Origin of the sequence: Pseudomonas sp. 13B_2.1_Bac1, assembly GCF_025466155.1 — a bacterium.
In the GTDB taxonomy this organism is placed as follows: domain Bacteria; phylum Pseudomonadota; class Gammaproteobacteria; order Pseudomonadales; family Pseudomonadaceae; genus Aquipseudomonas; species Aquipseudomonas aylmerensis.
The window spans coordinates 63,610-81,394 of sequence record NZ_JANLOH010000104.1; the positions used below are offsets into that span (position 1 = coordinate 63,610).

Genomic DNA, 17,785 nt, shown 5'->3' on the forward strand with positions numbered 1-17,785 from the left:
ACAGTTTACAACAATGCCATCTGCCTGCCCGGTGGGCAGAACGCGGTGCAATCCAGATTAAACCCTTCCCGTCGGTTAAGCCCCAGGCGCTTGATCGCCTTGCTGAAACGCTGGGCGAGCAAATCGGCAAACGGCCCCTCGCCGCGCATGCGCACGCCGAAACGGCTGTCATAGACCTCGCCGCCGCGCACCTGGCGCACCAGGCTCATCACATGGGCCGCGCGCTGCGGGTAATGCGCCGCCAGCCACTCCTCAAATAACGGCGCCACCTCCAGCGGCAGGCGCAACATCATGTAGGCCGCACTCTGGGCCCCCGCGGCGTGGGCTTCGGTGAGCAGGCTTTCCAACTCGCTGTCGTTGATCATCGGGATCATCGGCGAACACAGCACGCCGACCGGGATTCCCGCCTCGCGCATCACCCGAATCGCCCGCAACCGCGCCTTGGGCGCCGCCGCACGCGGCTCCAGGATGCGCTTGAGCTCGTCGTCCAGGCTGGTGAGGCTGATCATCACGGCAACCAGGCGCTGCCGGGCCAGCTCGGTGAGCAGGTCGAGATCCCGCAGGATCAACGAACCCTTGGTGATGATGGTCACCGGGTGCCGATAACGCAGCAACACTTCGAGGGTTTGCCGGGTGATCCTGTACTCGCGCTCGATGGGCTGGTACGGGTCGGTATTGGAGCCCAGGTTGATCGGCGCACACACGTAGCCCGGCTTCGACAGCTGCTGTTCCAGCACGTCGGCGGCATTGGTCTTGGCGATCAGTCTGGTTTCGAAATCCAGCCCTGGCGACATATCCCAGTAAGCATGGCTGGGCCGCGCATAGCAGTAGATACAACCATGCTCGCAACCCCGATACGGGTTGATGGAGCGATCGAACGGCAGGTCTGGCGAGTTGTTGCGGGTGATGATGCTCTTGGCCGTTTCGATGCGCACTTCAGTGCCCTGGGTCGGCGGTACTTCCTGGAACCAGCCGTCGTCCTCGACCACGCTGACGGTCGGCGCAAAGCGGTTGTGCAGGTTGGTGGCCGTGCCCCGACCCCGGGGCGGCAGCGGAGTAGACATGAAAGCGCCTCGATACTGTTTTTATATACAGTATCGAGGCGCGAGGTTCCTGACCAGTGCCGTCTGGCGGTCAGGGCAGGATCAGTGCTTTTGCGTCACTTGGCCCAGGTCATCGCCCGAGGTCGTGCGCATATCACTCTTGCGCAGGTCCGCCACGTCGCTGGCCTTGACCGGCGCGCCCTTGTTGCCCCAGCTGCCGCGAACGAAACTGACCACATCCGCCACTTCCTGGTCCGACAGACGCCAGGCGAAGGCCGGCATGGTGAAGGTCGACGGTGCCGTGTGCGTCGCCGGCAAGGTGCCGCCGTTCAACACGATGTTGATCAAGGACGTGGCATCCGCCGTCTGCACCACCGGGTTGCCCGCCAGCGCCGGGAACACCCGCGTGTAGCCATGGCCGTCGGTCCGGTGGCAGGCCGCGCAGTTGTCGATATACACCGACGCGCCCGGCTTGCTGTCATCCCCCTTCCACAAGGCCTCGGCCACCTGCTTGTCGTAGGCGTGCGGCTGATCCTTGGGGTCCACCGCCGGCAGGCTCTTGAGGTAGCGAGCGATAGCGGTCAGGTCGTCCTGCGACATGTATTGCATGCTGTGCACGACCACGTCGCTCATGCCGCCAAACACCGCGCTGCGATCACTGCGACCGGTCTTGAGAAATTGCACCAGTTGCTCCTCGCTCCAACTGCCGAGGCCGTCCTTGTGGTCGCCGCGCAGGCTCTTGGCGATCCAGCCTTCCAGCGGCGCGCTGCCGGACAGGAATGCATTGCCGTCAGTCGCACTCAGGGCTTTTTCCTGCATGGTCAGCGCCCGTGGCGTATGGCACGCGCCGCAGTGGCCGAGGCCTTCAACCAAGTAGGCACCGCGGCTGATCACCGGGTCGCCACCCGCCGCTGCCTGGTAGTCCGCCACCTCGGGGGCGAACATCCAGCGCCACGCCGCCAACGGCCAGCGCATGCTCAGGGGCCACGGAATATCGCTGTCCTTGTTCTCCTGCGCGACCGGCTCGACGCCCTTCATGAAGTACGCATACAACGCCTGCATATCGCTTTCGCTGACGCGCGCATAGGACGGATATGGCATTGCCGGGTAAAGCGTACTACCGCTCTTGGCGACGCCATGGCGCACGGCCTTGTCGAAGTCCTCAAAGCTGTAGTCACCCAGGCCGGTCTTGTCCGGGGTGATGTTGGTGGAATAGATCACCCCGATCGGGGTCTCCATCGGCAGGCCGCCAGCGAATGGCTTGCCGCCTTTGGCGGTATGGCAGGCCACGCAGTCACCGGCGCGGGCCAGGTATTCACCCTGCTTGACCAGGTCGGTTTCAGCGGCGCTGATCGAACAACTGCTGAACAGCGCCAGGGAGGCGATAACGAGTGCTTTCATGGTCATCGCTCCTTATGCCTGAACCAGTGGGCCGGGGTTTTTCAGGTACTGCTCGCGGATCGCCCGCGCCGACCAATAGGTCAGGGCAGCGACCAGGCCGGTAGGGTTGTAGCCCAACCCTTGTGGGAAGGCGGACGCGCCTGGGACAAACACGTTGTGTACATCCCAGGATTGCAGGTAGCGGTTCAACGCACTGGTTTTCGGATCGGTGCCCATGATCGCGCCACCATTGAGGTGGGTGGTCTGGTAAGAGGCGGTGTTGAAGTGCTCACCGACCTTTTTGCCGAGCACGGCAATTGCCTTGGGGTTCATTGCCTGAGCGACCTTGCCCATCTTTTCCATCATGAAGCGGTTCATCTTGATGTCGTTTTCCTGCCAGTCGAACGTCATCCGCAGCAATGGCAAGCCGTAGGCATCGCGATACACCGGGTCCAGATCCAGGTAGTTGCCCCGGTAGGATTGATGCGCGCCGTGGGAGTCCATCGACACCTGGTGGGTGTAGTAATCGGCGGTAGCGCGTTTCCAGGCACTACCCCAGGCCGGGGTGCCCGGCGGGTTGGACGTACCGGCAATCGGCCGGCTGCCAGCCTGGTTGACCCACATCGGCGAGCCGCCCACAAAGCCGTGGGGCCCGTGGTCGAAGTTATCGGCGTTGAAGTCATCGATGGCCACGCCATTGCCGCCCGCGCCGATGAAGTTGTTGGTGTGGGTGTCCTTGTCGAAGAACGCCTTGATCGTGCCCATGTTCTGGTAGGCAAAGTTCCTGCCCACCACACCCTCGTTGGTAATCGGGTCGTAAGGCTTGCCGATACCCGAAAGCAACATCAGGCGCACATTGTTGAACTGGAAGGAGCCGATGATCACCAGGTCCGCCGGTTGCTCGCATTCGCGACCCTGGCCGTCGATGTAGGTCACGCCCGTGGCCTTGCTCTTGGTGCTGTCGAGATTGACCTTGAGCACGTGGGAATTTGGCCGCAGCTCAAAGTTCGGCACCTGGCGCAGCGCCGGCAGGATGTTCACGTTCGGCGAGGCCTTGGAATACATGTAGCAGACATAGCCGCTGCAGAAACCGCAGAAGTTGCACGGGCCCATCTGCGCGCCGTAGGGGTTGGTGTACGGCCCCGAGGTATTGGCCGACGGCAGGTTGTAGGGTTTGTAGCCGACTTCGGCCGCCGCTTTCTGAAACAGCTGTGCGGAGACGGTGTTTTTCTGCGCTTCCAACGGGAACGGGTTGGAGCGATCCGGCGCATACGGGTTGCCGCCACGGCCTTCGCCTACGAGCTGACCTTTCACGGTCCAGGCCTGGCCTGAGGTGCCGAAGACTTTCTCCGCATAGTCGAAAAACGGCTCCAGCTCTTCGTAACTGACGCCGAAGTCCTGGATAGTCATGTCCTTGGGAATGAAGTTCTTGCCGTAGCGCTCTTCATAGTGACTGCGCATGCGCAACTCGATCGGGTCGACGCGAAAGTGCACCCCCGACCAGTGCAGGCCCGCGCCGCCCACGCCGTTGCCGGGCAAGAACGCGCCCAATTGGCGGTTGGGCAGGGCGACATCATTCACGCTATGGCGAATGGTCACGGTCTCCTTGGAGATGTCCTGGAAGAGTTTTTTACGCACGCTGTAGGTCAATTCGTCGATGACCTGCGGATAGTTGCCGTCCGGGTAAGTGTCCTGCATCGGGCCGCGCTCCAGCGCTACCACGTTGAGGCCGGCTTCCGTCAGCTCCTTGGCCATGATCGCGCCGGTCCAGCCGAAACCCACGATCACTGCATCCACTTTCTTCATGATGGTCGCCACGTTTATGCCCTCTCGCCGCGGATGGAAACAGCCGGGAAGGGGTATTGCTCGTTGCGTTCCACCCAATCCATGAAATCGGCGCGGGCGCCGGGGAAGCCGATCATGGTCCAGCCGACCATGCCTTTGTTGCCGCCGTGAATCGGGTCGCAGAAGAACCCTTCCTTGGTATTTTGCAGCAGCAAATTGAAAAACATCTTCGCCGGCACTGTGTCGAAATGCGCGCTGACTTCACTGCCACCGGCTTCCAGGCGCCGCAACATATCGTCCTGGGTAGCGCTGTCTTGCGCAGCAAAAGCCTTACCGTTGAACGCCTTCGACCAGGCATCCGTGGCAGCGATGCCCAGGCGATAGATCTCCTTGGGCACCAGCTTGCTCTGCCAGCCCATCTCGGGCGCGGCATCGGCATTGAATGGGCCTTGCATGAACCACAGTGCGCCGCTGGCGTAGGGCGTGTTCATCTGGCGGTCGATGTACTCCGGCGCGCCGGCTTCCAGCGCACCGGGGCCTTGGGCGTCGGCAGGGATCAGGCGGGCGACGGCAGCGTTGAGAAACGCCCACTCTTCGGCGCTGAAATAGCTCGGTTCATAGGCCTTGTCGCTGGCCGCAGGCTTGGCCGGCGCAGCCTGGGCAGGCTCGGGCGTGGCCATCAGTATCGAACCGCCAAGGCCGGTACTGGCAACCGTGACCACCGGGATCAAGGTCAAGGATTTGCGCAGAAAGTCACGCCGGGGGTTGTCTTGATCTTGATCAGACATGGGTGCACCTCATCATGTGGTCACGGGTTTTATCAGCCGCTTCTGGGAGCAGCGTGAAGGCTTGCCAGGAAATGGGATCCAAAGGGATAGAACACATTGGCAATCAATAGTTACAAATGATAGCAGGCTAAGGATTTGAAGAATCGATTCAGCGAGAAAAACAGCCGATCCGGCGCTTCAATCACGATTCTTTGACGAGCCCCTCACGCGCCGTTGACCGCCGGCAAGCGACGCTAAGGCTCATCAATCAACGCCCTGTTCGGTCACTCACCCATGTTCAAGATTCGATTGCTGCCGGCGCTCGGCCTGGCCTGTATGGCGCTGCTCGCCATCGCCCAAGCCCGAGCGGACGAGACTACATCGCTGCGCTCCCCGGAGTGGGCCCAACCCGTGGGCAATCAATTCAACCTGCACCAGATGACGCCCACGCTCTATCGCAGCGCGCTGCCGGACAGCAATGCGCTGCCGGTCTTGAAAAACCTGAAGATCGGTACGGTGATCAACTTCCTGCCGGAATCCGATTCCGCCTGGCTGAAGAACGCTGATATCAAGCAGGTGCAACTGACCTACCGCACCAACCATGTCGATGACGCCGACGTTCTCACTGCGCTGAGGGCCATTCAGGCTGCCGAGGCCAACGGCCCGGTGCTGATGCATTGCAAGCATGGCTCAGACCGCACCGGCCTGATGGCGGCGATGTATCGCGTGGTGATCCAGGGATGGAGCAAGGAAGACGCGCTGAACGAGATGACCTCGGGTGGTTTCGGCGGCAGCAGTGGCTTCAAGGACGGTGTTCGCTACATGATCCAGGCGGATGTCGACAAGTTGCGCACGGCCTTGGCGAATGGTGATTGCAGCACCAGTGCGTTTGCACTGTGCTCGATGAAGGATTGGATTTCGACAACGAACAAGACTGAAGAGCAACTGTAGGAGCCTGCCTGCGAAGCAAGTACGCGGTGTTTCAGTCACACCGCGTTGGGGCTATCGCAGGCTAGCCAACGCCGCCAGGAAGCAGGCTTCAGTCTTTTTTCAGCTTGGGATTCGGAAAGAACTGCACCGCCTGCACCTTTGGATCCGACGCTTTCAACGCCGAGGTGTTGACCCGCGTACCCAACTCCTTGGGCACCGACAACCCCTGGTCATTCAGCGTATCGGTATACCCGCAGGCCACACACTCGCGGTGCGGCACGTTGTCTTCAGTCCACATCTTGAGCTTGTCCGGCTCGCTGCACGCCGGGCAGACCGCCCCGGCGATAAATTGCTTTTTGGTAATCACAGGCCCTTCACTCATGCTGCCGCGTCCTCACTCAGGCCGCTGTGGCGCAAGAGTGCGTCAATCGACGGCGCCCGTCCGCGGAAGTCGACGAACAGCACCATCGGCGCCTGCGAGCCGCCACGGGCGAGGATCGCCTCGCGGAATGCGCGGCCGGTCTCGGCATTGAGCACGCCGTCTTCCTCGAACTTGGAAAAGGCATCCGCCGACAGCACTTCGGCCCATTTATAGCTGTAGTAACCCGCCGCATAACCGCCGGCGAAGATGTGCGCAAAGCTGTTCGGGAAGCGGTTGTAGGCGGGCGGACGCATCACCGACACCTCGTCACGCACGCCTTCGAGCACTTGCGCCACGCTGCGGCCGTCGCCGTGAGTGGCATGCAGTTCGAAGTCGAACAGCGAGAACTCCAGCTGGCGCACCATCATCAGGCCGGACTGGAAGTTTTTTGCCGCGAGCATTTTTTCCAGCAGGTCCTGGGGCAGCGGCTCGCCGGTTTCATAGTGGCCGGAGATCAGTGCGAGGCCTTCCGGCTCCCAGCACCAGTTCTCCATGAATTGGCTCGGCAATTCCACCGCATCCCAAGCCACGCCGTTGATACCGGACACGCCGGCATGTTCGACGCGGGTCAGCAGGTGGTGCAGGCCGTGGCCGAATTCGTGGAACAGGGTGGTCACTTCATCGTGGGTCAACAGGGCAGGCTTGCCGCTATCGGCCGGGGTGAAATTGCACACCAGGTTGGCGACCGGGCTTTGCAGCACGCCATCGAGGGTGCGACGACGATCGCGCGCGCCGTCCATCCAGGCACCGCCACGCTTGTTGGCGCGGGCGTACAGGTCGAAGAAGAAGCGGCCGACATGCTGGCCGTTTTCCTTGATTTCAAACAGGCGGACATCCGGGTGCCAGGTGTCGAAGCCTTTCTGCTCGGCAATCTCGATGCCGTACAGGCGCTGCACGATGGCAAACAGGCCACCGAGCACTTTGTCGATCGGGAAATAGGCGCGCAGGGCTTCTTGCGACACGCTGTAGCGCTGCTCGCGAAGTTTTTCGCCGTAGAAACCGCTGTCCCAGCTTTGCAGGTCGGCGCAGCCTTGTTCGGCGGCGTAGGCCCGAAGCTGCTGCAGATCCTGGGCGGCAAACGGCTTGCTGCGCTTGGCCAGGTCACGCAGGAAGGTCAACACCTGGTCGCTGGACTCAGCCATTTTGGTCGCCAGGCTCAGCTCGGAGAACGAGGCGTAGCCGAGCAGCTTGGCCAGTTCCTGACGCAGGTCGAGGATCTGTTCCATCACCGGGCCGTTATCATTCTGACCAGCGTTCGGGCCTTGGTCCGACGCACGGGTGCAGTACGCCGCGTAGACTTCTTCACGCAGGGCGCGCTCCTGGGCGTAGGTCATCACCGCGTAGTAGCTCGGGAACTCCAGGGTGATCAGCCAGCCATCCAGGCCTTTGGCCTGGGCGGCGGCAGCCATCTGCGCCTTGGCCGAATCGGTCAGGCCGGCGAGGGTGGCTTCATCGGTAACGTGCTTGGTCCAGGCCTGGGTGGCGTCCAGCAGCTGGTTGGAAAACTTGCTGCCCAACTCGGACAGCTTGCTCTGCACTTCAGCGTAGCGCTTTTGCTGCTCAGGCGGCAGATCGATACCCGACAGGCGGAAGTCGCGCAGGGAATGTTCCAGGATGGTTTTTTGCGCCACGTCGAAACCGGCAGCCTCCGGGCTGTTGGCCAGGGCTTCGAAGGCCTGGAACAGTTCGCGGTTCTGGCCCATCTCGGTGGAATAGGCGCTCAACGCCGGCAGGCAAGCCTCGTAGGCTTCGCGCAGTTCGGCGCTGTTGCACACGGCGTTGAGGTGGCTGACCGGGCTCCAGGCGGCGCCCAGGCGGTCGTTCAGTTCGTCCATGGCCAGCACCAGGCCTGCCCATGTCGGATTTTTACCCTGGCTTTGCAGGATGCCTTCGATGGCGACACGGTTGTCGGCGAGGATCTGTTCGATGGCCGGCTGCACGTGCTCGGCACGGATCGCCGAGAACGGCGGCAGGTCGTAGGACTGCAGAAGAGGGTTGTTCGCGCTCACGGTTGGCACCTTGGCTGAAGAAACATGTAAGAACAAAGATGGGGCCATCTTAATTACAATCAACGCCCACCGCAGCTATCAGCACATAAGAGAGAGGCTATCGTGACCCTTCGCACCTATCAGAACCACACGCCAACCCTGGGCGCCGGGGCTTTTGTCGATATTTCGGCGGTGGTGATCGGCGATGTCGAAATCGGCACCGACAGCTCAGTCTGGCCGCTGACCGTGATTCGCGGCGACATGCACCGCATCCGTATCGGCGCGCGCACCAGCGTGCAGGATGGCTGCGTGCTGCACATTACCCACGCCGGGCCCTTCAATCCTGACGGCTTCCCGCTGCTGATCGGCGATGACGTGACCGTCGCCCACAAAGTCATGCTGCATGGTTGCAGCGTCGGCAACCGGGTGTTGATCGGCATGGGCAGCATCGTGATGGACGGCGTCGTGGTGGAGGACGACGTGATTATCGGCGCCGGCAGCCTGGTGCCGCCTGGCAAGAAACTCGACAGTGGCTTTTTGTACGTGGGTAGCCCGGTTAAACAAATCCGCGCGCTGACTGACAAGGAGCGTGCCTTTTTCACCTACAGCGCCGCGAACTACGTGAAGCTCAAAGACCTGCACCTGGCGCAAGGATTCGATCAATGACCCTCAACTACTCAACCGTCCTGTTCGACCTGGATGGCACCCTCACCGATCCGCGCGAGGGCATCACCCGTTCGATCCAGTACGCCCTCGGCAAGCTGGGGATCGATGAGCCGGACCTGACCAAGCTCGAACACTTCATCGGCCCGCCGCTGTTGCAGGCGTTCATGCAGTTTTATGGCTTCGACGAGGCCAAGGCCTGGGAGGCGGTGAATTTCTACCGTGAGCGCTTCAAGGTCACCGGCCTGTATGAAAACCGCGTGTTCGACGGCGTGATGCCACTGCTGGAAGACTTGGGCAACCAGGGTCGCCAGCTCTATGTAGCAACCTCCAAGCCTTGGGTGTTTGCCCGCGAGATCGCTCGGCATTTCGACTTCGCCAAGCACTTCAAGGTGATCTACGGCAGCGAGCTGGATGGGACGCGGACCAACAAGGTTGAGCTGATTGCGCACTTGATCAGCGAGGAAGGCCTTGATCCTTCGACCACCCTGATGATTGGCGACCGCAAGCATGACCTGATCGGCGCCCGTAGCAATGGTCTGGATTCGGCGGCGGTCGGCTATGGATTTGGCAGTTTTGCAGAGTTGAATGCCGAGGCGCCGACCTGGCATTTCGAAACGCTGGCCGAGATGCACCAGGCATTTTTGCCGCGCGCTTGAGACCGCCTTCGCAGGCAAGCCAGCTCCCACATTTGATCTTCTTACACCCGCGGCCCCGAGTCATACCCGGATCCCTCTGTGGGAGCTGGCTTGCCTGCGAGAGGCCCTGATGGCCCCGTACCCTCCAACTGCCTCAACGCCGCCTTGCGCTGCGCCTGCGGCAACCGCCCCAGTTGCTCGACCGCTGCATAAAACTTCAGCCAATCCCCGCCCTGCTGCGCAAACAACGCCGCAAACGCCGGCACCCATTGGTCATACAGCCCAAACGGCAGCAACCGCGCATTGTTCATCGGCTGGTTGATCCACACGTCATAACGCTTGTCGCCGCCCCACTGGCTATCACGCAGTTGCCGATAATCACTGCGCAAACGCTCGAATTCCGCCGCCTTGGCCTGGCGCATCACCTCGCCAGACAGGGGCTGCGCATAGAGTTTTTCCAGGCGTTGACGGGTCTCGAGGATCAGCCGGGTGAATTGGTCACGCTGCGCCACCGCCGAGTCGCTGAGGGGCGCCAGGCCCCGTGCCGCGCGCCATTGGCGGGTGCCTTCCTGCTCGACGAAATTGGCGAATGACTCGTTGAACTCGGTGTCATCCTTCACATAGAAACGCTGGTGCGCCAACTCGTGGAAGATCAGCGTGGCCAGGCGCTCGTCACCCCAGTTCATCATCGAATTCATGATCGGGTCGTTGAACCACCCCAGGGTGGAATAGGCCTCGACGCCACCGATCGAGACATCCATACCCTGTTGCTTCAACAACGCCGCCTCACCGCGCGCCGCGCCTTGGTTGTAGTAGCCGCGATAGGCCACGCAACCGGCAATGGGGAAACAGTGTTTTTCAGGCGACAGGGAAAATTCCTGCGTGGCAAAAACATTCCAGACCACGTAAGGCCGGCCAATATCGGCGTACAAACGGTAACTCTGGTTGTCAGGAAGGTGCAGGTGCTCGCTGGCGAATGTCCGCGCTTTTTGCGATTGCACCAGGTGCTCACGCAGTGGCTGTGGGCGGGACGGGTCGGCGATGACCTCGGCCACCGGCTCGCGGGCACGCAACAATTGCCATTGTCCGCTGGCCAACTGGCTGTAATAACTGAGGCTGGAACAGCCGCTGAGCAACACAACCACCGCCCCTGCAAGAAAACGCCTGACCATGCCCCGACCGCTCCTGGCTGATTTGCTCGCCAGACTATCCTGCCTGTACGGAATTTTTCCATGGCGTGACGTGTTTATACTCATAGCGAGTCTGTTGCCGTGCGCGCCAGGCTCAATTCTTTCCCTGCGATGAGTGCCTGCCATGCGTCAGCTCTTGCTCCCCGTCACCGCGCTGCTCCTGAGTGCGTGTGCTTACACCCCCATCCCGCCGGTTGACCCGCACCAGGCCTGGATCGATTTCGCCACCCCGACACCGGGTGCCAAACTGGTGATGGCCCAGCGCCTGGACGGCAAGAACCTCCCCGACGGGCGCTACTTCCAGGTCCCGCCCGGCAGTCATGAGTTGATGGTGCGCTTTGATTTCGAGGTGCCGACCGGCGGCAGTTTCAGCGGGTTTGGACAAACGACAGATCGGACGTGCTTCATTACCTTGCAGTACGACCATTTCGAAGCCGGCCAACGTTATAGCCTGGAAGGGCGCTCATTGGCCTACACGCCGAATATCCGCCTGTACAACGCCGCCCGCCAATTGCTGGCCGAAGAGCGCAGCGTCAACTGCCTCTGATCAGTCGTTGTTTTTCTGGTAGACGATGGCTTTAGTGCCGTTCTCACAGCTGCCGACGACCATGGCGGAGTCGTGCTTGTCGGCTTCTTCCTTGCTGACAATTTCCAGGGTGTAGGACGGAACGGCGTTCGCCTGGATCTTGACCTCAATCTCTTTCCTGAGCTCTTCGCAGTCTTTTGGCGCGGCCACGGCCGAAGTGGCCAACACACCGCAGATGATCGCCAAGGCAAAACGTTTCATGTGTGAAGCTCCCTGAATGCATTGCGCACGGGTGTGCGTCTAAGGCTGCATAGGCTATAGGACCACATCGGTGAAACACGAGTTCTGATTTAACGCAGATGTTTTGGCGCCGCCCAGAAACAACTGCAGGCGCCGGCTTGCCGGCGACCTACAGGTAGCGGTGTCAGTTTACGAGGGTGGCATCCAGGCTAATTTTCGCATTCAGCACTTTCGATACCGGGCACCCTTCCTTGGCTTTCTTGCTCAGTTCATCGAACTGCGCCTGGCTCGCGCCTGGAATCTTGGCCTTGAGGATCAAGTGCACAGCAGTGATCGCAAAGCCGCCATCGACCTGGTCCAGGGTCACTTCAGCCTGGGTGTCGATGCTGTCAGCCTTGAGGCCGGCATCACCGAGAATCATCGAAAACGCCATCGAGAAACACCCGGCGTGCGCCGCACCGATCAGTTCTTCAGGGTTGGTGCCTTTACCGCCTTCGAAACGCGCCTTGAAGCCGTAGGGGGCTTCGCGCAGCACGCCGGTTTCGGTGGAAATGGAACCCAGGCCAGTCTTCAGATCACCTTCCCAATGCGCGGATGCCTTTTTAACAATACTCATAGCTTTCTCCTCGAACGGTGGTTTTGCGTCAGTAAGGTTCTGAGGATAGAAGCTTTGGCAAAGTTCACTTGTAAGAAAAACCAAGCGATTAAGTAGGAAATTTCGGGTCAGCTATTGAATCTCGGGTATATGCCCTCATTGCATAGGACATGCACATGAAGCGGCAGGTTTTGGTTCGTCTATGAAGCCTGCGCCCCCATTGGAGAAGCAGGCTTATGAAATCGCTGTCCGACGTAAAGTTCTCGACCCTCGACCTCGTGCCCGTGCGGGCCAACGGCAGTCCGGCGCAGTCGTTACGCAATTCCCTGGACCTGGCCCAGCACGTGGAAAAGTTCGGCTACAACCGTTTCTGGGTGGCGGAACACCACAATATGGACGGTATCGCCAGCTCGGCCACTTCGGTCTTGCTGGGCTATCTGGCTGGCGGCACCTCGACGATTCGCGTCGGCTCGGGCGGCGTCATGCTGCCCAACCATGCACCGCTGGTGATCGCCGAGCAGTTCGGCACCCTCGAAAGTCTCTACCCGGGCCGTATTGACCTGGGCCTGGGCCGCGCGCCCGGTTCCGACCAAATGACGGCCCGCGCCCTGCGCCGTGAGCGCTCGGGCAGCGCGGATGACTTCCCCGAAGACGTCGCTGAGCTGATGGCCTACCTGGGCCCACGCACGCCCGACCAACGGGTGATCGCCGTACCGGGCACCGGCACCAATGTGCCAGTGTGGCTGCTGGGTTCCAGTCTGTTCAGCGCCCAGCTGGCGGGCGAGCGCGGTTTGCCCTACGCCTTCGCCTCCCATTTCGCACCGCGCCTGATGCATGAAGCGATTCGCGTGTACCGCAATCACTTCAAGCCATCGGCCGTGCTCGACAAACCCTACGTGATGCTCGGCATTCCACTGGTCGCGGCGGACACCGATGAGCAGGCGGACTACCTGGCCACCTCTGTATACCAGCGCATCCTTGCGCTGATGCGCGGGCAAAGCCTGGTGCAGCGCCCACCGGTGAAAACCATGGACGGTCTGTGGCTACCGCATGAAAAAGATGCGGTAGGCAGCTTCCTGGGCCTGGCCATGGTCGGCAGCCCGGCGAAGATCCGCGCCAAACTGGAGGTGCTGGTCGAACAGACCGGCGCTGACGAGCTGATCTTTACCTGCGACCTGTACGAGCATGCCGACCGGATTCATTCCTACGAGCTGCTGGCACAGTTGATGAAGGGCTAAAACTTCAGGCGAAAAAAAACGACGCACCTGTGGCCAGGGAGCTTGCTCCCGCTGGGCTGCGTAGCGCCGCCGAAAAAGGCAGTGCTGCGCACTCCAGCGGGAGCAAGCTCCCTCGCCACAAGTGCGTCGATTTTATATCTGAAGCACGGGATCACCCGCGCTTGTAGGCGATTTCCTTGGTACCGGCTTCGCAGCTGCCGACCACTGTGTGATCGCTCGGCGCTGCGCCCTTGTCCACGACTTCCAGCGAATAACCCGAAGCGCCCTTGGCGTCGATTTTCGCTGCAATTTCGCTTTTCAGCTCTTCACAAGGCTTGCCCGCCGCCAGGGCAGTGCCCGCAATGCTCAACAAACCTACCGCTAACAGGAACTTCTTCATCCGTTACTTTCCTTGCGCTGATCGAAAAGAGCGTGCCGACGCTTTCGCCTCGGCACCCATTGGTTGTAGCGCAGGTTATGGCAATCGGCCAGTCGGCAAGTTCAACCGACGTGATCAACTACTGGCGATTCGGAACCCGACTTTGAGGGTGACCTGGAAGTGCGCGGCCTTGCCGTCCTTGATGTGGCCACGGGTTTCGGTCACCTCGAACCATTCCAAGTGCTTGATGCTCTTGTTGGCTTCAGCCAGGGCGTTGTTGATCGCATCTTCAATGCTGGTCGCCGACGAGCCAACCAGTTCGACTTTCTTGTACGTGTGATGATCAGACATAGCGTTTCTCCTGAGGTCTCTAGTGAGCGTAGCAGTCAATGTTCGTACTGCTTCTGGCGACCGTTCCTACCTGAAAGTTCAGATTTACTGCACTTTCTGAAACGGGCGCAGTCGGTATCTACACCTGCCACTCAATCATTTCAGGAGAGTCCACATGGCCAACACTTCTTTACGCAAAGCGTCGCTGGAAAGCATGGAAGCCGAGATTTCGAGCCTGCTCAAGTCGCTTGAGAGCCTCAAGGACGATGCGTCCGATGAGTCGCGCAAAACGCTGAAGGCCCTGAAAAGCAATGCCGAGAATGCCCTCAAGCACTCCCGCCACCTGATCAGCGACGCGTACGAAGAAAGCAAAGTCAAACTCCGCGAAACCGGTGTTGCGACCCGGGACTACGCACAAGAGCACCCATGGACTACCGCCGGCGTCGCCGTTGGCGCACTGGGCCTGCTGGCGGCTTATCTGCTGTGCAAACGCGGCGACTAAACGTCCTGGTGCGCCAGCTCAGCCTTGAGCCACTGCGCCAGTTGCCCGGCGCGCCCATCCGCGGCGCGCTTGGGTAGCCACAACGCCAGGTGCGCCGGGGTTTCACTGAAGCCCCACGGCGCCACCAGGCGACCCGCGCGCAGATCCTCTGCCACCAGCGGTTCCGGCGCAATCGCCACCCCCAGACCTGCCACTGCCGCCTCCAGCAAATAATACAAATGCTCGAACCCCTGGCCGTGTTTCAACGCGCCGGGCGCGATGCCGTGTTGCTGCGCCCAACTGGGCCAGGCCTGCGGGCGTGAAGTGGTGTGCAACAAGGCTTCTGCGCACAGCGCTTGCGGCGGCGCCTGGCGCAAGCGCTCGTAACCGGCAAAACGCGGGCTCATCACCGGGCCGATACGCTCGCTGGCCAGTTCATACACCTGCATGTCCGCCGGCCATGGCGGCTCGGCAAACACCAGCAAAGCGTCCAGGCCCGGGCGCCTGGGGTCGAAGTCGCCGTCACCCGCCGACAGGTGCAGGCGCAAGTCCGGCAAGTCGGCATTCAAACGACCCAGGCGCGGAATCAACCAGCGCGCCAGCAAACTGCCCGAGCAGCCCAGCACGAAGGGTGCGTCGGCGCTGGCCTGGGTAAGTTCGGCACAGACATCTCTCAGACGCTCGAACGCTTCAGCGCTGGCATCACGCAGGCGGGCGCCGGCATCTGTGAGTTTAAGGCCGCGCCCATCCTTGGCGAACAGGCTGACACCCAGGTGCTCTTCCAGCACCTTCAACTGGCGGCTGACGGCACCATGGGTCACATGCAATTGCTCGGCCGCCTGGCTGACACTGTTGAGCCGGGCGGTGGCTTCGAACGCACGCAAGGCATTCAGGGGCGGAAGGTCTCGGCTCATCTGTGAGTTTTCCTGACAGGTTAATGCGATCTTATCGGTTTTCAGTGCGGGATGTGAGGGGTAGAGTGGCCGTCATTGCTGGTTACCCAAATTCCTACCTGGAGCGTCCCATGACTCAGTCCCAGACCGATCTGCGCAACGGCCCTGATGCCAACGGCCTGTTTGGCGCGTTCGGCGGCCGCTACGTCGCCGAAACCCTGATGCCGTTGATTCTCGACCTGGCCCGCGAATACGAAGCGGCCAAGATCGATCCGGCGTTCAACGAGGAATTGGCCTACTTCCAGCGCGACTACGTCGGCCGCCCGAGCCCACTGTACTTCGCCGAACGCCTGACCGAGTTCTGCGGCGGCGCCAAGATCTACCTCAAGCGCGAAGAGCTGAACCACACCGGCGCGCACAAGATCAACAACTGCATCGGCCAGATCCTGCTGGCGCGGCGCATGGGCAAGAAACGCATCATCGCTGAAACTGGCGCGGGCATGCACGGCGTGGCCACTGCCACCGTTGCCGCACGGTTTGGCCTGCAGTGCGTGATCTACATGGGCACCACCGACATCGAACGCCAGCAGGCCAACGTGTTCCGCATGAAGCTGCTGGGCGCTGAAGTGATTCCAGTCGTCGCCGGCACCGGCACCCTGAAGGACGCGATGAACGAAGCCCTGCGCGACTGGGTCACCAACGTCGACAGCACCTTCTACCTGATCGGCACCGTGGCCGGCCCGCACCCGTACCCCGCGATGGTGCGCGACTTCCAGGCCGTCATCGGCAAGGAAACCCGCACCCAGCTGCAAGCCCAGGAAGGCCGCCTGCCGGACAGCCTGGTCGCGTGCATCGGCGGTGGTTCCAACGCCATGGGCCTGTTCCACCCGTTCCTGGATGACACCAGCGTCGAGATCATCGGCGTTGAAGCCGCCGGCCACGGCATCGAAACCGGCAAGCACGCCGCCAGCCTGAACGGCGGCGTACCCGGCGTACTGCACGGCAACCGCACCTTTCTGCTGCAGGACGACCACGGCCAGATCATCGACGCCCACTCGATTTCCGCTGGCCTGGACTACCCCGGCATCGGCCCGGAACACGCCTGGTTGCATGATATCGGCCGCGTCCAATACACCTCGGTGACCGACGACGAAGCCCTCGACGCGTTTCACAAATGCTGCCGCCTGGAAGGGATTATTCCTGCACTGGAAAGCGCCCACGCCCTGGCTGAAGTGTTCAAGCGCGCCCCGACCTTGCCCAAGGATCACCTGATGGTGGTGAACCTGTCCGGCCGTGGCGACAAAGACATGCAAACCGTGATGCACCACATGGAACAGGCTTCACAAGAGCCATCTCAGCAGGAGAAACACTAAATGAGCCGCCTGCAAACACGTTTTGCGCAACTGAAAGAACAAAACCGCGCGGCCCTGGTGACCTTCGTTACCGCCGGCGACCCGGGTTATGACACCTCGCTGGCGATCCTCAAGGGCTTGCCGGCAGCCGGCGCCGATGTGATCGAGTTGGGCATGCCCTTCACCGATCCGATGGCCGACGGCCCGGCCATCCAACTGGCCAACATCCGCGCACTGACCGCCAAGCAGAACCTGGCGAAAACCCTGCAGATGGTCCGAGAGTTCCGCAAGGACAACACCGACACGCCGCTGGTGCTGATGGGTTACTTCAACCCGATCCACAAATACGGTGTGCCGCAGTTCATCGCCGATGCCAAGCAAGCCGGTGTAGACGGCCTGATCGTGGTCGACATGCCGCCCGAGCATAACGGCGAGCTGTGCGACCCGGCCCAGGCTGCGGGTATCGACTTTATCCGCCTGACCACGCCGACCACCGATGATGTGCGCCTGCCTACCGTGCTCAACGGCAGCTCTGGATTTGTGTACTACGTGTCGGTGGCCGGTGTGACCGGCGCCGGCGCGGCCACCCTCGAGCATGTCGAGGAAGCCGTGACCCGCCTGCGCCGGCATACCGACCTGCCGATCAGCATCGGTTTTGGTATCCGCACGCCGGAACAAGCCGCCGCCATCGCGCGCCTGGCAGACGGTGTCGTGGTGGGGTCGGCCTTGATCGATCACATTGCGAATGCCAAAACTGATCAGCAAGCGATTGATGGCGTGTTGGGCCTCTGCGCGGCACTGTCGGAAGGTGTCCGCAGCGCCCGTAAGTAAGCTGCTCGTAAGCGGTAGGTAAAGTTCCTGATACAGAGGAATCATACCGTCGATTCAGTACCTAAACTGACAAGACCAAGGGATTTCGAACCTCGTTCGAGGTCCCTTTTTTGTTCGTGCAGTACTGAGGAAACAC

The 17,785-nt window shown here is 61.3% G+C and carries 20 protein-coding genes; 8 read left to right on the forward strand and 12 right to left on the reverse strand.

All coding sequences use genetic code 11. The features are described 5' to 3' along the window. Positions 1-5 precede the first annotated feature (5 nt). The 4 genes from NTD80_RS25865 to NTD80_RS25880 all read right to left on the reverse strand — a co-directional run bounded on the left by NTD80_RS25865 (position 6) and on the right by NTD80_RS25880 (position 4,996). On the reverse strand, positions 6-1,064 hold the full coding sequence (locus NTD80_RS25865) for a PA0069 family radical SAM protein (RefSeq protein WP_262135438.1): 1,059 nt from the start codon (positions 1,062-1,064) through the stop codon (positions 6-8). Positions 1,065-1,145: 81 nt separating this feature from the next. Next, entirely contained in the window at positions 1,146-2,444 is a 1,299-nt protein-coding gene (locus NTD80_RS25870; RefSeq protein ID WP_262135439.1) for a cytochrome c, read from the reverse strand. Between the two features lie 12 nt (positions 2,445-2,456). Next, complete coding sequence (locus NTD80_RS25875; RefSeq protein WP_106805545.1) at positions 2,457-4,241, reverse strand: GMC family oxidoreductase; 1,785 nt, start codon at positions 4,239-4,241, stop codon at positions 2,457-2,459. Between the two features lie 2 nt (positions 4,242-4,243). Continuing rightward, positions 4,244-4,996, reverse strand: a complete 753-nt coding sequence (locus NTD80_RS25880) for a gluconate 2-dehydrogenase subunit 3 family protein (RefSeq protein WP_262135440.1) — start codon at positions 4,994-4,996, stop codon at positions 4,244-4,246. A 273-nt stretch (positions 4,997-5,269) separates the two neighbouring features. Between NTD80_RS25880 and NTD80_RS25885 the strand changes: the two genes are divergently transcribed. Continuing rightward, positions 5,270-5,926, forward strand: a complete 657-nt coding sequence (locus NTD80_RS25885; RefSeq protein WP_262135441.1) for a dual specificity protein phosphatase family protein — start codon at positions 5,270-5,272, stop codon at positions 5,924-5,926. A gap of 88 nt (positions 5,927-6,014) precedes the next feature. On the opposite strand, the gene NTD80_RS25890 is transcribed toward NTD80_RS25885, so the two are convergent. Beyond that, positions 6,015-6,287: a YheV family putative zinc ribbon protein gene (locus tag NTD80_RS25890; protein WP_262135442.1), complete on the reverse strand. Its 273-nt coding sequence runs from the start codon at positions 6,285-6,287 to the stop codon at positions 6,015-6,017. After that, complete coding sequence (gene prlC / locus NTD80_RS25895) at positions 6,284-8,335, reverse strand: oligopeptidase A (RefSeq protein ID WP_065902758.1); 2,052 nt, start codon at positions 8,333-8,335, stop codon at positions 6,284-6,286. The genes NTD80_RS25890 and prlC overlap by 4 nt, the downstream gene beginning before the upstream one ends. Positions 8,336-8,437: 102 nt before the next feature. On the opposite strand from prlC, the gene NTD80_RS25900 reads away from it, so the two are divergent. Continuing rightward, complete coding sequence (locus NTD80_RS25900; RefSeq protein WP_262135444.1) at positions 8,438-8,980, forward strand: gamma carbonic anhydrase family protein; 543 nt, start codon at positions 8,438-8,440, stop codon at positions 8,978-8,980. Then, entirely contained in the window at positions 8,977-9,636 is a 660-nt protein-coding gene (locus NTD80_RS25905; protein WP_106805549.1) for an HAD family hydrolase, read from the forward strand. Before NTD80_RS25900 ends, NTD80_RS25905 begins: the two co-directional genes overlap by 4 nt. Positions 9,637-9,677: 41 nt before the next feature. On the opposite strand, the gene NTD80_RS25910 is transcribed toward NTD80_RS25905, so the two are convergent. Then, positions 9,678-10,787, reverse strand: a complete 1,110-nt coding sequence (locus NTD80_RS25910; protein WP_262135445.1) for an aminopeptidase — start codon at positions 10,785-10,787, stop codon at positions 9,678-9,680. 142 nt (positions 10,788-10,929) lie between these two features. Here NTD80_RS25910 and NTD80_RS25915 point away from each other — a divergent pair, with 142 nt between their 5' ends. Further along, a complete protein-coding gene (locus NTD80_RS25915; RefSeq protein WP_262135446.1) occupies positions 10,930-11,352 on the forward strand; it encodes a hypothetical protein in 423 nt (140 codons plus the stop codon). Here NTD80_RS25915 and NTD80_RS25920 read toward each other — a convergent pair whose 3' ends face one another. Both NTD80_RS25920 and NTD80_RS25925 read right to left on the reverse strand, forming a co-directional pair. Further along, the gene (locus tag NTD80_RS25920; RefSeq protein ID WP_010207769.1) at positions 11,353-11,592 is read right to left on the reverse strand and encodes a DUF1161 domain-containing protein; all 240 of its coding nucleotides are present in this window, start codon (positions 11,590-11,592) and stop codon (positions 11,353-11,355) included. 163 nt (positions 11,593-11,755) lie between these two features. Next, the gene (locus NTD80_RS25925; RefSeq protein ID WP_010207768.1) at positions 11,756-12,187 is read right to left on the reverse strand and encodes an OsmC family protein; all 432 of its coding nucleotides are present in this window, start codon (positions 12,185-12,187) and stop codon (positions 11,756-11,758) included. Between the two features lie 215 nt (positions 12,188-12,402). Here NTD80_RS25925 and NTD80_RS25930 point away from each other — a divergent pair, with 215 nt between their 5' ends. After that, positions 12,403-13,404, forward strand: a complete 1,002-nt coding sequence (locus NTD80_RS25930; protein WP_065902748.1) for an LLM class flavin-dependent oxidoreductase — start codon at positions 12,403-12,405, stop codon at positions 13,402-13,404. A 151-nt stretch (positions 13,405-13,555) separates the two neighbouring features. Here the strand turns inward: NTD80_RS25930 and NTD80_RS25935 are convergent, their stop codons facing one another. Continuing rightward, complete coding sequence (locus tag NTD80_RS25935) at positions 13,556-13,783, reverse strand: DUF1161 domain-containing protein (RefSeq protein ID WP_025854355.1); 228 nt, start codon at positions 13,781-13,783, stop codon at positions 13,556-13,558. Positions 13,784-13,897: 114 nt separating this feature from the next. Next, positions 13,898-14,113 carry a dodecin gene (locus tag NTD80_RS25940; RefSeq protein WP_003187305.1) on the reverse strand — a complete coding sequence of 72 codons (216 nt, stop codon included), beginning with the start codon at positions 14,111-14,113 and terminating at the stop codon, positions 13,898-13,900. A 154-nt stretch (positions 14,114-14,267) separates the two neighbouring features. Between NTD80_RS25940 and NTD80_RS25945 the strand changes: the two genes are divergently transcribed. Beyond that, positions 14,268-14,594 (forward strand): YqjD family protein, encoded by a 327-nt coding sequence (locus tag NTD80_RS25945; protein WP_003233664.1) that lies wholly within the window; start codon positions 14,268-14,270, stop codon positions 14,592-14,594. On the opposite strand, the gene NTD80_RS25950 is transcribed toward NTD80_RS25945, so the two are convergent. Beyond that, complete coding sequence (locus NTD80_RS25950; RefSeq protein ID WP_262135447.1) at positions 14,591-15,487, reverse strand: LysR family transcriptional regulator; 897 nt, start codon at positions 15,485-15,487, stop codon at positions 14,591-14,593. The two genes, NTD80_RS25945 and NTD80_RS25950, sit on opposite strands and share 4 nt — an antisense overlap. A 110-nt stretch (positions 15,488-15,597) precedes the next feature. Between NTD80_RS25950 and trpB the strand changes: the two genes are divergently transcribed. Both trpB and trpA read left to right on the forward strand, forming a co-directional pair. Then, positions 15,598-16,839 (forward strand): tryptophan synthase subunit beta, encoded by a 1,242-nt coding sequence (trpB, locus tag NTD80_RS25955; protein WP_262135448.1) that lies wholly within the window; start codon positions 15,598-15,600, stop codon positions 16,837-16,839. Continuing rightward, a complete protein-coding gene (trpA, locus tag NTD80_RS25960; RefSeq protein ID WP_262135449.1) occupies positions 16,840-17,649 on the forward strand; it encodes a tryptophan synthase subunit alpha in 810 nt (269 codons plus the stop codon). Positions 17,650-17,785 lie beyond the last annotated feature (136 nt).